The organism is Bradyrhizobium retamae, assembly GCF_001440415.1.
Classification (GTDB): domain Bacteria; phylum Pseudomonadota; class Alphaproteobacteria; order Rhizobiales; family Xanthobacteraceae; genus Bradyrhizobium; species Bradyrhizobium retamae.
In genome coordinates this window covers 1-13,998 of sequence record NZ_LLYA01000159.1, presented here as the reverse complement: position 1 = coordinate 13,998, position 13,998 = coordinate 1, and the positions used below count along the sequence as shown (strand labels likewise).

Genomic DNA, 13,998 nt, shown 5'->3' with positions numbered 1-13,998 from the left:
TGGCGTGAAACGCACGAAACCGTACAATTATATTCATTCGGCGCCGCCGCTAGCCGCCTATCCAGGCCGAATCGAGATCGCCTGTGGTGCAGTTTGCGGCAACGCACCTCACAGGCCGTATAGCCAATCGAGGCTTGCTTTGCCAAGCAAAACGCCTGCCAGAAGCAATAACGTGTGGGTCAGGGCCGATGTTGCGCCGGCGAAACGCTTGATCCGGCAAACCAAGCCGGTCTGGGATCAGACCATGCGCTAAATTTGAGAGAAAATCGTTCTAAGTCTGATCGAGCCCGTAGAGCGTGTGCAGCGTGCGCACCGCAAGTTCGGTATAGGCGGCGTCGATCAGCACCGAAAACTTGATCTCGGAGGTGGTGATGGCGCGGATGTTGATGTTGCGCAGGGCTAGCGCGGTGAACGCCTGCGCGGCGACGCCGGCATGGCTGCGCATGCCGCTGCCGATCACCGAAACCTTGGCCACGTCGGTGGCGGTGTCGAGCCGGGCATAGCCGATCTTGGCCTTGGCCGAAGTGATGGTGTCGCGGGCGCGGGTATAATCGGAGGCCGGCACGGTGAAGGTGAGATCGGTGGTCTTGCCGTCCTCGGAGACGTTCTGGACGATCATGTCGACATTGATGTTGGCTTCCGCGAGCGGGCCGAAGATCGCCGCCGCAACGCCTGGCTTGTCCTCGATCTGGCGCACGGAAATCTGGGCTTCGTCCTTGGAGAAGGCGATGCCGGTGACGACGTGGCTTTCCATGATTTCCTCCTCGCTGCAGATCAGCGTGCCCGGCGGGGTGCCGTGCGGGTCGATATCCTCTGGCTTGTCGAAGCTGGAACGAACGAACACGGGCATGTTGTGCACCATGCCGAGTTCCACCGAGCGCACCTGCAGAACCTTGGCGCCCTGCGAAGCCAGTTCCAGCATGTCCTCGAAGGCGATCTTGTCGAGCCGCCGCGCCTTGGGAACCGCCCGCGGATCGGTGGTGTAGACGCCATCGACGTCGGTGTAGATGTCGCAGCGGTCGGCCCGGATGGCGGCGGCGATCGCCACCGCCGAAGTATCTGAGCCGCCGCGCCCAAGCGTGGTGATCCGGTTGGTCTGCGGGTTGATGCCCTGGAAGCCGGCAATGACGGCGACCTCCTGGCGATCCTTAAAGCGAGCGGTGATCTCGCTGCCGTCGATCTCGAGAATCCGTGCCGAGGCGTGGGCGTCCGAGGTCTTGATCGGGATCTGCCAGCCCTGCCATGAGCGGGCCTGGATGCCCATGCCCTGCAGCACGATCGCGAGCAGGCCCGAGGTCACCTGTTCGCCGGATGCCACCACGGCGTCATATTCGCGCGCATCATGCAGCGGCGAGGCGTCGCCGCACCAGTCGACCAGCTCGTTGGTCTTGCCGGCCATGGCCGACACCACGACGGCGACATCATGCCCGGCGTCGACTTCGCGCTTGACGTGGCGCGCGACGTTGCGGATTCGGTCGATGTTGGCGACGGACGTGCCGCCGAATTTCATCACGAGGCGGCCCATGACGACGCGTGCATTCCCTGTGAGGATAAGTTAGGTGACCCGCACGGAAAGTGGAGCGCCCGGGCCGAAAGCGGCGTATACATAGCGACGCGGTCCGGGGCAAGCACCCCCGGTTCCGTTTTCGACCCAAAATGACGGGAATTGCTGTGGTGGCGGGTTAATTCAGGGCGAGCGTATGGGGCGTTATATCGATGATATTCTGCAGCCCGGCGAGAGGGTGCTGTATTCGACCAATGCGCATTGGATATTTTTCTTGCCGGCGATCATCGGCTGGATTGTGGCGGGCGTATTCCTGGTGATCTCGGGTATGGTGCCAGCGGGCCCATCCGTACTGATCTGTCTGTCGCTGGCGGGGATATCAGCCATCGCTGCGTTGTACAAAACGGTCACCGCCTGGTTCCATCGATGGACCACCGAGACCGACGTCACCAATTTCCGTGTGGTCCACAAGACCGGCTTTGTTCAGCGGCAGACGTTCGAGATGAGTGTGGACAAGGTCGAGAGCGTCGACGTCAACCAGAGCATCCTCGGCCGCATCCTCAACTACGGCGACGTAACGGTCTCGGGGGTCGGCGAGGGTGGCAAGACCCTCGACACCATTGCTTCGCCACTGGCATTTCGCAATGCCATCACGGCACGACCGGCCGGTACGTAAGTCATGGCCATGCAGCAAAACGCTTCCGCCACAGGCTCTACCGTCGATCCGGCCGAGGTCGCGAAATTTTCGAAATTGTCGGATGAGTGGTGGGACCCCAAAGGCAAGATGGCCCCGCTGCACAAGATCAACCCGCTGCGGCTCGCCTATATCCGCGACGCCGCCTGCCGCAAGTTTGAGCGTAACGCCAGGAGCTTGAGTTGTCTCTCGGGCCTGCGCATCCTCGATATCGGTTGCGGCGCTGGCCTGTTGTGCGAGCCGTTGACGCGGCTGGGCGCGCAGGTGATCGGGATCGATCCGTCCGCGACCAATATTGCGGCTGCCAAGCTGCACGCCGACAAGGGGCATCTGTCGATCGATTATCGCTGCACTACCGTCGAGCAGATGGACCATCGCGAGCGGTTCGACGTCGTGCTGGCGATGGAAGTGATCGAGCATGTCACCGATGTCAGCGCGTTCCTCGCCCGCTGCGCGGCGATGGTCAAGCCGGGCGGGATGATGGTGGTCTCGACACTGAACCGCAACTGGAAGAGTTTTGCGCTAGCGATCGTCGGCGCCGAATATGTGCTGCGCTGGCTGCCGCGCGGCACCCATCAATGGGACAAGTTTGTCACTCCGGACGAACTCGCCCGCCATCTCGCCAGCAACCGCCTCACCATCACCGAGCAGGCCGGCGTGGTCTATAACCCGCTCGCCGATCGATGGAGCATCTCGTCCGACATGGACGTGAACTACATGGTGGTGGCGGAAGGGGTGTGAGTTTGATGCGGGAATCTTGACCGCATAACCAGTGTCGTCCCTGCGAACTGCATGCGAACGCAGGGACCCATAACCACATCGGTTTGTTGTCGCACGAAGGCCGTCGGCCAGCGGAATAGCTTGAGAGGCCGCGGCGTAGCGATGAGCGCACGCGCTCACGCTTGGGGTCCCTGCTTTTCGCAGGGACGACAGCGTGTTTGTGGCGCGCGCATTCCAGTCATGACGCCGCTCCGGTTGACCGCCTTCGTTGCGCCCGGCACGGTGCAGCAGCATCCCGCCGGTATTTCCCATGCTCTCCGTCGCCACGCTCTGGATTCCCTTCACCATCATCGCTGCGCTGGGACAGGTCGCGCGCAATGCGATGCAGCGGTCGTTGACGGGACCGCTCGGGACTTGGGGCGCGACCAATATCCGCTTCCTGTTCGGCTTTCCGTTTTCGATTCTGTTCCTGGCCGTGGTGCTGGCGGCGACCGGCGACAAGGTGCCGTGGCCGGCGCCCGTGTTCTGGCCGTGGCTGCTGCTCGGTGCGCTCAGCCAGATCGTCGCCACCGGCATGATGCTAGTGGCGATGAACGACCGCTCCTTCGTGGTGACCACCGCGTATCTCAAGACCGAGGCGATCCAGGCCGCGATCTTCGGCTTCATCTTCCTTGGCGATCACCTCACTTGGCTCAAGGTGATCGCGATCGTCATCGCGACGGTGGGCGTGGTGATCACGGCGCTGCGGCCTGGCGGCGAAAAGAGCTTTGCGGAGATCAGGCCGACCATCGTCGGTCTCGTCGCCGCAGGCTTCTTCGCATTGTCGGCGGTCGGCTTTCGCGGCGCCGTTATTTCCGTGCCCGGCGTGACGTTCGTAACGGCAGCGTCCTGCACGCTGGTGTTCGGCCTGTTCGTGCAGACACTGGTGCTGACGATCTATCTGCTCGCCCGCGCGCCTGACGTGCTGAAGGCAATTTTGGGATTGTGGAAGCCCTCGATGCTCGCGGGTTTCATGGGTGCGTTCGCCTCGCAGTTCTGGTTTCTGGCACTTGCACTGACGGCAGCGGCAAACGTGCGCACGCTGGCGCTGGTCGAAGTGCTGTTCGCGCAGGCCGTGTCGTATTACTCGTTCAAGCAGCCGATGTCGGCACGTGAGCTGTTCGGCATCGTGCTGATTGTGATCGGCGTGGCGCTGCTGGTGGCGGTGTAGCTCACGGAGTCATTCCGGGGCGATGCGAAAGCATCGAACCCGGAATCTCGAGATTCCGGGGTCACGCGAAGACGCGTGCCCCGAAATTACGCCTCGCGTCAATTCCGGTCGTCCGGCAGTACCGGCAGCGGGGAGACCTCGACGCCTTCGTCGATCAGCGCGCGCGCCTCATCCGGCGTGGCTTCGCCGTAGATCGGGCGATGCTCGATGTCGCCGTAATGCATCTTGCGGGCTTCGTTGGGAAAGCGCTCACCGACATTGTCGGCATTCTTGACGATGTGATCGCGCAATTCCTTCAGCTTGGCGCGCAGCTCGCGCTCCTGCGCCATCAACAGCGGCGTCGATTCCGATCCGGTTGCTTCCGCAGGCGCGGCCGGCGTAGGCGCGGCTTGCTCGCGGCCTTTCCTGCTGACGATCTGCGGAGCCATGATGGCGCGCTCGACCTTGACCGAGCCGCAATTCGGGCAGCTCACCAGCCTGCGCTTTTCCTGGGTCTCGTAAGCCGCGGAGCTTTGAAACCAGCTTTCGAAAGCATGGCCCTTCTCGCAGCGAAGGTTGTAGCGGATCATGCCGAGCCCCGGACGAGGTGCAGATGCTCGGGGCCGGCCTTGGGATCGGCAATGCCGAAGCGCCTGCCATGCTGCAGCGACGGCACGGCTCTCCGAGCCGTCTCGACCCTCGATGTGTCGATCTTGGCGAGGAACACGCCGGGCTCGACGCCGCCCTCGGCGAGGATCTCGCCCCAGGGGTCGATGATCAGTGAATGCCCGTAGGTCTCGCGCTTGTTCTCATGCATGCCAGCCTGCGCCGCGGCGAAAACGAAGCAGCCGGTCTCGATGGCGCGGGCGCGCAATAGCGTGTGCCAATGTGCCTCGCCGGTTTTCCTGGTGAAGGCCGAGGGCACGGTGAGGAACGACGCGCCGGCCTCGGCCAGCGCGCGATAGAGCGCCGGAAACCGCACGTCATAGCAGATCGTCAGTCCGATCCGCCCCCACGGCAGATCGGAAATCACGGCAGTTTCGCCCGGCTGGTAGTTGGCGGATTCGCGATAGCTTTCGCCGCCGGGCAGGTCGATATCGAACATGTGGATCTTGTCATAGCTGGCGCGCAAGTTGCCGTCGGGCCCGATCAGGAACGAGCGGTTGACGGCGCGCTCGGGCGAGAAGCGCAGCGCCAGCGAGCCGATGTGAAGATAAATCTTCAGCTCCGCCGCCAGCGCGCGATAGGCTTTCAGCGAGAGGTCGTCTGCTTCCGATGCAAGATGCTCGAACAGCGCTCTGCGATTCAGTTGCATCATGTTGCTTACTTCGGGCGTGAGCACGTAATCGGCACCTTGCGCCGCGGCCTCGCGGATCAGGTTGACGCCCTGTTCGAGGCTCGGTTCGGGCAGCAGCCCGGTGCGCATCTGCACCATGGCAGCGGTGAAGGTGGAACCAGCGCTCATGAGGGGGCCTTTTCTCCCGCCAGCAAGGCGTCGAGCTTGCCCGCGCGGTCCAGTGCATAAAGCTCGTCACAGCCGCCGACATGCGTTGTGCCGATGAAGATCTGAGGGAAGGTCGAGCCGTGGCCTGCGCGGTCATACATCTGCTCGCGATAGGCCGGGTCGGTGGCCACGTTCAGTTCGGTGAACGCGGCGCTCTTGCGCGTCAGCAGCGATTTGGCGGCGGTGCAGTAGCCGCAGCCCGGGCGGGTATAGATTTCAATGGCAGTCATAGCGCGCTCTGATTTGCAAGTCTTTGAATTACAAGTCTTTGAATTATATGGGAGCCCGGTGGCTGTCCACAACCCGCGCGAATACCAGCACGTCGACCTGCGCGGCCTTGGCGCGCAGTAACGCCCGGGCGCAAGCGTCGGTCGTGGCGCCTGACGTCAGCACGTCGTCGATCAGGATGACGCGGCGGCCCTGGATGTCGGCCACGCGGTCGGCGGCGACCTTGAAGGCGCCCTGCACATTGCTGGCGCGCTGTGGTCGGGACAGCCCGATCTGCTGCTCGGTCGCGCGAATGCGACGAAGCGCCTCAGAGGCCAGTTTGACGCCGGTTTGGCGCGAAATCACCCGCGCCAGCGCGCCGGACTGGTTGTAGCGGCGGCTCCAGCCGCGTCGCCAGTGCAGGGGAACTGGGACCAGCACGTCAGCTTCATCAAGTAATTCCTTGCCCGCCCGGGCCATCCAGCGGCCCATCGCGGGCGCCAGATCGGTGCGATCCTGGTACTTCAGCGCATGAACCAGGGTTCGCGCGACGTCGTCATAGCGCACCGCGGCGCGGGCGCGCTGGTAGGCCGGCGGATTAGCGATCGCCTCCATCGACAGCAATTCGGGGCCGGGATCGTAGACGAAGGGGATGCCGAGTCGCGGACAGAATGGTGGTGCGATGAACGACAGTTTGGCCCAGCATGCCGCGCAAACGCCCTCGCCATGAACCGGTTCGCGGCAGGAAACGCATTGCGTCGGCAGTGCGATGTCGAGCGCGAGCCGCGGCAGATGCGCGAATGCGTCGCGGCAGGCGCTCAGCGCGCCGCGAAGCTGGCTGGAAATGGAGCGTGGTGGTGATGCCTCAGCGTCCATGGCGTGAGGCTAGCGCCGTGCCGTGCGCGGCTCAAGCACGGCATTGCCAGAGATAGGCAGCCAGCGTACCAACCGGCATGGCTTCGAACCCGGCCAGCGCGCCCATCCTGTTCGACCGTGCGCTCTTGCGCGCGCGGCTTGACCGCGCGCGGCGCGGCGGGCCGGCGACATTCCTGCTCGATCGTATCAGGGAAGATTTCGAAGAGCGGCTGCAGGCGGTGACGCGAAGTTTTGCCGATGTGGCCGAGATCTGGACGCCGGGCGAGCTCCTGCAGAAGCCATTGGCCGGTCGCTTCTCATCCATCACCCGCATCGATGTCGATCAATCCGAAACGCTGCGCTTGCCGCCGCAATCGCTCGATCTTGCGGTTTCCGCGCTCGCATTCCAGTTCGTCAACGATCTACCCGGCGTTCTGGCCCAGATCCGCCGCGCGTTGAAGCCGGATGGGCTGTTGCTGGCGGCGATGATCGGGGGCGATACGTTGACGGAGCTTCGGCAGAGCTTTGCCGCGGCGGAAGCCGAATGCGAGGGCGGGGTATCGCCGCGCGTCGCGCCGTTTGCGGATTTGCGCGACATCGGCAGCCTGCTGCAGCGCGCAGGGCTTGCGCTGCCGGTCACCGACGTCGATCGCGTCGTGGTGCGCTACGACAGCGCGTTTGCGCTGATGGCTGATATCAGGCGGATGGGTGCGACCAATATCCTGATCGAGCGGCGGCGCACGCCGACCCGCCGCGCCACCATGCTGCGGATGGCGCAGATTTACAGCGAGCGTTTTGCGGATGCGGACGGCCGTATCCGCGCGACCTTCGATGTGATCTGGCTGTCAGGCTGGGCGCCGCATGAGAGCCAGCAGAAGCCGTTGAAGCCCGGCTCGGCGAAAGCAAGCCTGGAAGCGGCCGTGAAGAAAACTGCTCCCAAATAGACGACCTGAAGCGGGATGAGATTAGGTTAGGCCGTGACGACGGACCATTTTTCTTCTCGTACCCCGGACGCAAGCAGCACGCGTGCGGCGAGCCGGCCCCATTCGACTTTGCATGGGGTTGTTTTCGCGTTTTTGTGTCTGGGCTCTGCGTGCCGCCGAAGAGGCGCTGCGCTCGAAGGCTCTTTGAAGATCGATGGATGCCCGGACCGGGCATGACGGCCGAGTACGCAGCCGCTACATCAGCAAATCGATCAGATGCGGGATCAGCGGAATGTCCGCGGGCGGCATCGGGTATTCGCGCAGCCTGTTGGCGCGGACCCAGGCCAGTTGCTGGCCTTCGCGCGCCATCACCATGCCTTCCCAGCGCCGGCAGATGTAGAGCGGCATCAACAGATGAAAGCTTTCATAGGCGTGGCTCGCAAACGTCAGCGGCGCCAGGCATGGCTCGCTGACGTCGATGCCGAGCTCTTCATGCAGTTCGCGGATCAGGGTCTGCTCCGGCCGCTCGCCGGGCTCGACCTTGCCGCCGGGAAATTCCCATAAGCCTGCGAGCGCCTTTCCTTCCGGGCGCTGCGCGATCAGCACGCGCTTGTCGGCATCGACCAGGGCGCAGGCGACCACGAGGGTGAGCTTGATATCAGCCATGTGCCCCCGTCTCGCTCATGACCGGTAGTCACCATTGATCGCGACATACTCCTTGGTGAGGTCGCAGGTGAGTACGCGATCGCGTCCCTTGCCGAGGCCAAGCGCAACCTTGATCTGGATCTTCGGGTTCTTCATCACCTCGGAAACCTCCGCCTCGTTGTAGGACGGATCGCGCGCGCCGCTCTTGGCGACGCGAATGCCGTTGAACGAGATCGAAAGCTTGTCGCGGTTGGCGGGCTCGCCAGCCTTGCCGACCGCCATCACCACGCGGCCCCAATTGGCGTCTTCACCCGCAATCGCCGTCTTCACCAGCGGCGAATTCGCGATCGACATGGCGATCTTGCGCGCGGAGTTCTTGGTGGTCGCGCCTTCGACGATAACCTCGACCAGTTTGCGCGCGCCTTCGCCGTCGCGGGCCACCTGTTCGGCAAGGTCGGCCAGCACACTCTGGAAAGCCCTGGCAAACGCCTTCAGCCGCGGATCGCTGGCGCGGCTGATCTTTGGCGCGCCATCGTCGGCGGCCGCGCCGGTGGCGAAGGCCAGCAGCGTATCCGAGGTCGAGGTGTCGCTGTCGATGGTGATGGCGTTGAAAGTGTCCTCGACGCCGCTCTTGAGCAGCGACTGCAGCACGGCGGACGACAGCGGCGCATCGGTGAACACGAAGGACAGCATGGTCGCCATATCTGGCGCGATCATGCCGGCGCCCTTGGCCATGCCGTTGATCGTGACCTTGGCCTTGCCGAGCTTCACCGTGGCGGTTGCGACCTTCGGAAAGGTGTCGGTTGTCATGATGGCCTTCGCCGCATCCATCCAATGGTCGGGCGTGGCGGTATCCGCCAGCGTTGCCAGCACGCCGTCGAACTTGGTGGCGTCGAGCGGCTCGCCGATCACTCCGGTGGAGGCGAGGAACACGTCGGCGGTGGTGCAGCCAACCGCCTTTGCGGCGGTTTGCGCGGTCAGCGCCGTCGACTGCTTGCCGGTCTTGCCGGTGAATGCGTTGGCATTGCCGGAATTCACCACCAGCGCGCGGGCTTGTCCCCGGCCGAGCTTGGCGCGGCACCATTCAACCGGCGCGGACGGGCATTTCGATTTGGTGAACACGCCGGCGACCGTGGTGCCCTTGTCCATGACGGCGAGCAGCACATCGGTGCGCCCCTTGTAGCGGATGCCGGCGGCGGCGGTGGCAAGCTTCACACCCGCGATCGCGGGCATCTCCGGGACATCGGTCGGGGCGAGGGGGGAAACGGTGGTGGACATGCGAGCACCTCTTCGACCAGATCAACCATCGCCGGATCTACGCCGGCATCGACGTCTTCAGGGCCTGTCAACCGGTCCCCGGACATGGAACGGCCGGGCGCTTCGGCCCGGCCATGACGATGGTAGATACTATCGGTCTCGAAGAAGTGACAGCGATTTTTTACTTCTTCGGCGGCGCCATCTTGGAGTCCGCGGGCTTGGCGGCATCCGGCTTGGTGGCCTCGGCCGGCTTATCCATGCGCTCGACCTTGGCGGCTTCGCGCAGCTTGGCGACGTATTCGGCCTGCGCCTTGCGCGTCACATAGGTCTCGATCTGGGCCTTGACCTGCTCGAACTCGGGCGCCTTGCGGGCGCGCTTTTCCTCGACCTTGATCAGGTGCCAGCCGAATTGCGACTTGACGGGATCGGAGATCTTGCCGGGTTCGAGCGTGAAGGCGACGGCGGAGAATTCCGGCACCATCTGTTCCTTCGTGAAGAAGCCGAGATCGCCGCCATCGGAGGCGCCGGGGTCCTTGGACTTCTTCTTCGCCAGTTCGGCGAAGTCGCCGCCCTTCTTCAGCTCTTCCGCGATCGTCTTGGCCTCGTCCTCCGTCTCGACCAGGATATGGCGGGCGTGGACCTCCATTTCGCCGGTGATCTGCTTGGCGGCCTCCTCATAGACCTGCTTCATGGCCGCGTCGGTGGTCGCCGCCTTGCCCTCGGTGGCCAGCAGGCTGTCCATCAAAAGGCGGCTGCGCGTGAACGCCAGACGCTTCTTGAAGTCTTCGGAATTCTCGACCTTCTTGTCCTCGGCGGCCTTGGCGACGATTTTCAGGTCGATCAGGAACGCCAGCACGTTATCCTTCTTGGTCGCCGGGTCCATTTGCGCGAGGCTGGGGCCGAGTTCCTCTTCCGCGAGCGCGACGTCGCTCTGGCGGATCTCTGCACCGTTAACCTTGGCGAGAACGGGGTTGTCCTGGGCACGAACCGGCAGGCCGGCGGCAAGAACCGCAGCCAGACAGGCCATTACGGCCAAAGAACCCCGTGAGCAGGCCGTGCCGAAGCGCAGGCCGGTTTTCGTTTCCGGGAACGAGGTGGTCATGGAAAATCCTTGTCTTGAAGAGGGGCGCCAAAGGCGGCGGGACACTCGCCCAATCATGCGGCCTTGGCAACGCGAAAAGTCTGTCAAAATGATGAATTCCTTGACATATGGACCCACGTTGACAAGGCCCGAACCCGGCCATATCTGTGCCGGATCGTACAGCGGCGATAGCGCTTATTTTACTGCGTTTTTTGCCGTTGAACCTTGGATTGCTTAATTCCCACTCATTAGGCGGATGACGCCCCGGAACGGGTATTTGCCGACGTGCGTCACGGTGAGTTGATAGGCAACTTGGTGGTCCATTACGGCTTGCAACGCAAGTAACGGCAAAGGCAGGAATTGGCATGATCGGCGCGCTCGCCCGCAAGTTTTTCGGCTCCGCCAACGACCGGCGGGTGAAGGGATATCAATCCCGCGTCAACGCCATCAACGCGCTTGAGCCCGAGCTCGCGAAACTCTCGGATGAGGCGCTGAAAGCCCGCACCGCCGAATTCCGCCAGCAGCTCGCCGACGGCAAGACGCTCGACGACATTCTGGTTCCAGCCTTCGCGACCGTCCGCGAGGCCGCCAAGCGCACCCTCGGCCAGCGGCATTTCGACGTCCAGTTGATCGGCGGCATGGTGCTGCATGAGGGCGACATCGCCGAGATGAAGACCGGCGAAGGCAAGACGCTGGTGGCGACGCTCGCGGTCTATCTCAACGCACTGGCCAGCCGGGGCGTCCACGTCGTCACCGTCAACGACTATCTCGCCCGCCGCGACAGCGAATGGATGGGCCAGATCTACAATTTCCTCGGCTTGACCGTCGGCGTCATTGTCCATGGTCTCGATGATGGCGAGCGCAAGGAAGCCTATTCGCGCGACATCACCTACGGCACCAACAACGAATACGGTTTCGATTATCTGCGCGACAATATGAAGTACCGGCTGGAGGACATGGTCCAGCGCGGTCATTTCTACGCCATCGTCGACGAAGTCGACTCGATCCTGATCGACGAGGCGCGCACGCCGCTGATCATCTCCGGCCCGCTCGACGACCGCTCGGATTTCTACAACACCATCGACACCTTCTTCCCCAAGCTCGACAAGACCGACTACGAGGTCGACGAGAAGCAGCGCACGGTGACGCTGACAGAAGCCGGTATGGAGAAGATCGAGACGCTGCTGCGCGACGCCGGCCAGCTCAAGGGCGAGTCGCTCTACGACGTCGAGAACGTCTCGGTCGTGCACCACATCAACCAGGCGCTGCGGGCGCATTCGCTGTTCACCCGCGACAAGGACTACATCGTCCGCGACGGCGAAGTCATCATCATCGACGAGTTCACCGGCCGCATGATGCCGGGACGGCGCTATTCGGAAGGCCTGCACCAGGCGCTGGAAGCCAAGGAGCACGTTCAGGTCCAGCCGGAAAACCAGACGCTGGCCTCGATCACGTTCCAGAACTATTTCCGGATGTACGAAAAGCTCGCGGGCATGACCGGTACGGCCGCGACCGAAGCCGACGAATTGTTCGACATCTACAAGCTCGAGGTCGTGGAAATCCCGACCAATCTGCCGGTGGCGCGTCTCGACGAGGACGACGAGGTCTACCGCACCCAGACCGAGAAATACGCCGCCATCCTGGCCGAGATCGAGCGCGCCAATGCACGGCTGCAGCCGGTGCTGGTCGGCACCGCCTCGATCGAAAAGTCGGAAGTGCTGGCCGACTATCTGAAGAAGCACGGCTACAAGCAGATCGATTTCGGCAACGACGTCGCGCTGGAAAAGCTCTATGCCGCGGCGCGCGCCGGCAAGCCGGCAAAACTGTTTGCGGTGCTGAACGCGCGCTTCCACGAGCAGGAAGCCTATATCGTTGCCGAGGCCGGCGTGCCCGGTGCGATCACGATCGCGACCAACATGGCCGGCCGCGGTACCGACATCAAACTCGGCGGCTCGCTCGAGATGCGGATCCTTCAGGAGACCGCCGACATCACCGACGAGGCCGAGAAGGCCAAAAAGATCGAACAGATCAAGGCCGACATCGAGCGCTTCCGCGAGATCGTGCTGAAGGCCGAGGAAGTGGTGGAGCTCGAGCCTGCCAAGGGCTCAAAGGCGGCCAAGACCGTGACCAAGCCCGGCGGGCTCTACATCATGGGCTCGGAGCGACATGAATCCCGCCGCATCGACAACCAGCTCCGCGGCCGTTCCGGTCGCCAGGGCGATCCGGGCCGCTCAAAGTTCTTCCTGTCGCTGGAAGACGATCTGATGCGGATCTTCGGCTCCGACCGGCTCGATACCATGCTGCAGCGGCTTGGCCTGAAGGAGGGCGAGGCCATCATCCATCCGTGGATCAACAAGGCGCTGGAGAAGGCGCAGCAGAAGGTCGAGGCGCGCAACTTCGATATCCGCAAGAACTTGCTCAAGTTCGACAACGTCCAGAACGACCAGCGCAAGGTGATCTTCGACCAGCGCGTCGACTTGATGAAGAGCGACAGCGTGGCCGAAATGGTTGCGGACATGCGCCATGACTTCATCGACGACATCGTCGTCAAGCATGTGCCGGAACACGCCTATGCCGAGCAGTGGGATGTCGCCGGCCTCAAGGAGGAATTGAAGCGCGTGCTCGACATCGATCTGCCGGTCGATGAATGGGCCAAGGAGGAAGGCATTGCCGACGAGGAACTGCTGACGCGGATCGAGCAGCGCGTCGACGAGCACATGGCGGCCAAGGTCGCGCAATGGGGTCCCGACGTGATGCGCTATGTCGAGAAAACCATCCTGTTGCAGACGCTCGATCACCTCTGGCGCGAGCACCTGATCATGCTCGATCATCTGCGTCAGGTGATCGGCCTGCGCGGCTATGGCCAGCGCGATCCCTTGCAGGAATACAAGTCGGAAGCCTTCGGCCTGTATGAGGCAATGACCGCGCATCTGCGCGAGGCGGTGACGGCGCAATTGATGCGCGTCGAGATCGTGCCGCCGGAAGAGCAGCAGCCGGTGCTGCCGGCGATGGAAGCGCACAAGTTCGATCCCGATACCGGCGAAGACGAGATGGCCTTTGCCAACGCCTCGCTGGTGCCCCAGGCTCCGGCCGCCGATCGCGATCCGAAAAACCCCGTAAGCTGGGGCAAGGTCGGCCGTAACGAGGATTGCCCTTGCGGAAGCGGCAAGAAGTACAAGCACTGCCACGGCAAGTACGCGTGAGCGCAACGCAGCGCGGCTTCCGCACTTGCAAGTGTCCCGGAGTACCGGACGCTTCGCCGGAGCCTGTCATCGGGCGGCCATTCGGCCGACCCGTTGGCGGGCCATGACGATTGAATGCGTACGCGAATTTAGCTGATCGCTGCGAAGGCGCGGATCATCCTCTAAAGCGGGATGAGTTTAGGCTGAATCGATTTGGGATTCCCAAATCAGCGGGTT

General features: G+C 63.2%; 13 protein-coding genes. 5 read left to right on the top strand and 8 right to left on the bottom strand.

What is annotated here, in order from left to right; genetic code table 11:
- Positions 1–271 precede the first annotated feature (271 nt).
- Positions 272–1,525, bottom strand: a complete 1,254-nt coding sequence (locus CQ13_RS20225) for an aspartate kinase (protein ID WP_057844606.1) — start codon at positions 1,523–1,525, stop codon at positions 272–274.
- Positions 1,526–1,700: 175 nt separating this feature from the next.
- Here CQ13_RS20225 and CQ13_RS20220 point away from each other — a divergent pair, with 175 nt between their 5' ends.
- The 3 genes from CQ13_RS20220 to CQ13_RS20210 all read left to right on the top strand — a co-directional run bounded on the left by CQ13_RS20220 (position 1,701) and on the right by CQ13_RS20210 (position 4,128).
- A complete protein-coding gene (locus CQ13_RS20220) occupies positions 1,701–2,180 on the top strand; it encodes a PH domain-containing protein (protein WP_057844605.1) in 480 nt (159 codons plus the stop codon).
- Positions 2,181–2,183: 3 nt separating this feature from the next.
- Positions 2,184–2,939, top strand: coding sequence for a bifunctional 2-polyprenyl-6-hydroxyphenol methylase/3-demethylubiquinol 3-O-methyltransferase UbiG (gene ubiG / locus CQ13_RS20215; protein ID WP_057844604.1), 756 nt, complete (start codon positions 2,184–2,186; stop codon positions 2,937–2,939).
- 289 nt (positions 2,940–3,228) lie between these two features.
- Positions 3,229–4,128, top strand: a complete 900-nt coding sequence (locus tag CQ13_RS20210; protein ID WP_057844603.1) for a DMT family transporter — start codon at positions 3,229–3,231, stop codon at positions 4,126–4,128.
- 98 nt (positions 4,129–4,226) lie between these two features.
- On the opposite strand, the gene CQ13_RS20205 is transcribed toward CQ13_RS20210, so the two are convergent.
- From CQ13_RS20205 to CQ13_RS20190, 4 genes are read right to left on the bottom strand one after another with little or no spacing between them, the layout of a single operon-like run.
- The gene (locus CQ13_RS20205) at positions 4,227–4,697 is read right to left on the bottom strand and encodes a DUF1178 family protein (protein ID WP_057844602.1); all 471 of its coding nucleotides are present in this window, start codon (positions 4,695–4,697) and stop codon (positions 4,227–4,229) included.
- Positions 4,694–5,572: a carbon-nitrogen hydrolase family protein gene (locus CQ13_RS20200; RefSeq protein ID WP_057844601.1), complete on the bottom strand. Its 879-nt coding sequence runs from the start codon at positions 5,570–5,572 to the stop codon at positions 4,694–4,696. Before CQ13_RS20200 ends, CQ13_RS20205 begins: the two co-directional genes overlap by 4 nt.
- Complete coding sequence (gene grxC / locus CQ13_RS20195) at positions 5,569–5,841, bottom strand: glutaredoxin 3 (RefSeq protein ID WP_057844600.1); 273 nt, start codon at positions 5,839–5,841, stop codon at positions 5,569–5,571. The genes CQ13_RS20200 and grxC overlap by 4 nt, the downstream gene beginning before the upstream one ends.
- 43 nt (positions 5,842–5,884) lie before the next feature.
- On the bottom strand, positions 5,885–6,694 hold the full coding sequence (locus CQ13_RS20190; protein WP_057844599.1) for a ComF family protein: 810 nt from the start codon (positions 6,692–6,694) through the stop codon (positions 5,885–5,887).
- Positions 6,695–6,771: 77 nt separating this feature from the next.
- On the opposite strand from CQ13_RS20190, the gene CQ13_RS20185 reads away from it, so the two are divergent.
- Positions 6,772–7,617, top strand: coding sequence for a methyltransferase domain-containing protein (locus tag CQ13_RS20185; protein ID WP_057844598.1), 846 nt, complete (start codon positions 6,772–6,774; stop codon positions 7,615–7,617).
- 234 nt (positions 7,618–7,851) lie between these two features.
- On the opposite strand, the gene CQ13_RS20180 is transcribed toward CQ13_RS20185, so the two are convergent.
- From CQ13_RS20180 to CQ13_RS20170, 3 genes are all read right to left on the bottom strand, one after another.
- Positions 7,852–8,262 carry a (deoxy)nucleoside triphosphate pyrophosphohydrolase gene (locus tag CQ13_RS20180; RefSeq protein ID WP_057844597.1) on the bottom strand — a complete coding sequence of 137 codons (411 nt, stop codon included), beginning with the start codon at positions 8,260–8,262 and terminating at the stop codon, positions 7,852–7,854.
- A gap of 15 nt (positions 8,263–8,277) precedes the next feature.
- Entirely contained in the window at positions 8,278–9,519 is a 1,242-nt protein-coding gene (argJ, locus tag CQ13_RS20175; protein ID WP_057844596.1) for a bifunctional glutamate N-acetyltransferase/amino-acid acetyltransferase ArgJ, read from the bottom strand.
- A 160-nt stretch (positions 9,520–9,679) separates the two neighbouring features.
- Positions 9,680–10,600, bottom strand: a complete 921-nt coding sequence (locus CQ13_RS20170; protein ID WP_057844595.1) for a peptidylprolyl isomerase — start codon at positions 10,598–10,600, stop codon at positions 9,680–9,682.
- A 344-nt stretch (positions 10,601–10,944) separates the two neighbouring features.
- Between CQ13_RS20170 and secA the strand changes: the two genes are divergently transcribed.
- Positions 10,945–13,782: a preprotein translocase subunit SecA gene (secA, locus tag CQ13_RS20165; protein ID WP_057844594.1), complete on the top strand. Its 2,838-nt coding sequence runs from the start codon at positions 10,945–10,947 to the stop codon at positions 13,780–13,782.
- Positions 13,783–13,998: the final 216 nt, after the last annotated feature.

Coding starts and splice junctions, on each gene's coding strand:
- CQ13_RS20210 (WP_057844603.1), top strand. CDS start 3,229: ATGCTCTCCGTCGCCACGCTCTGGATTCCCTTCACCATCATCGCTGCG.
- CQ13_RS20190 (WP_057844599.1), bottom strand. CDS start 6,694: ATGGACGCTGAGGCATCACCACCACGCTCCATTTCCAGCCAGCTTCGC.
- CQ13_RS20185 (WP_057844598.1), top strand. CDS start 6,772: ATGGCTTCGAACCCGGCCAGCGCGCCCATCCTGTTCGACCGTGCGCTC.
- CQ13_RS20205 (WP_057844602.1), bottom strand. CDS start 4,697: ATGATCCGCTACAACCTTCGCTGCGAGAAGGGCCATGCTTTCGAAAGC.
- CQ13_RS20225 (WP_057844606.1), bottom strand. CDS start 1,525: ATGGGCCGCCTCGTGATGAAATTCGGCGGCACGTCCGTCGCCAACATC.
- argJ (WP_057844596.1), bottom strand. CDS start 9,519: ATGTCCACCACCGTTTCCCCCCTCGCCCCGACCGATGTCCCGGAGATG.
- grxC (WP_057844600.1), bottom strand. CDS start 5,841: ATGACTGCCATTGAAATCTATACCCGCCCGGGCTGCGGCTACTGCACC.
- CQ13_RS20220 (WP_057844605.1), top strand. CDS start 1,701: ATGGGGCGTTATATCGATGATATTCTGCAGCCCGGCGAGAGGGTGCTG.
- ubiG (WP_057844604.1), top strand. CDS start 2,184: ATGGCCATGCAGCAAAACGCTTCCGCCACAGGCTCTACCGTCGATCCG.
- CQ13_RS20180 (WP_057844597.1), bottom strand. CDS start 8,262: ATGGCTGATATCAAGCTCACCCTCGTGGTCGCCTGCGCCCTGGTCGAT.
- secA (WP_057844594.1), top strand. CDS start 10,945: ATGATCGGCGCGCTCGCCCGCAAGTTTTTCGGCTCCGCCAACGACCGG.
- CQ13_RS20200 (WP_057844601.1), bottom strand. CDS start 5,572: ATGAGCGCTGGTTCCACCTTCACCGCTGCCATGGTGCAGATGCGCACC.
- CQ13_RS20170 (WP_057844595.1), bottom strand. CDS start 10,600: ATGACCACCTCGTTCCCGGAAACGAAAACCGGCCTGCGCTTCGGCACG.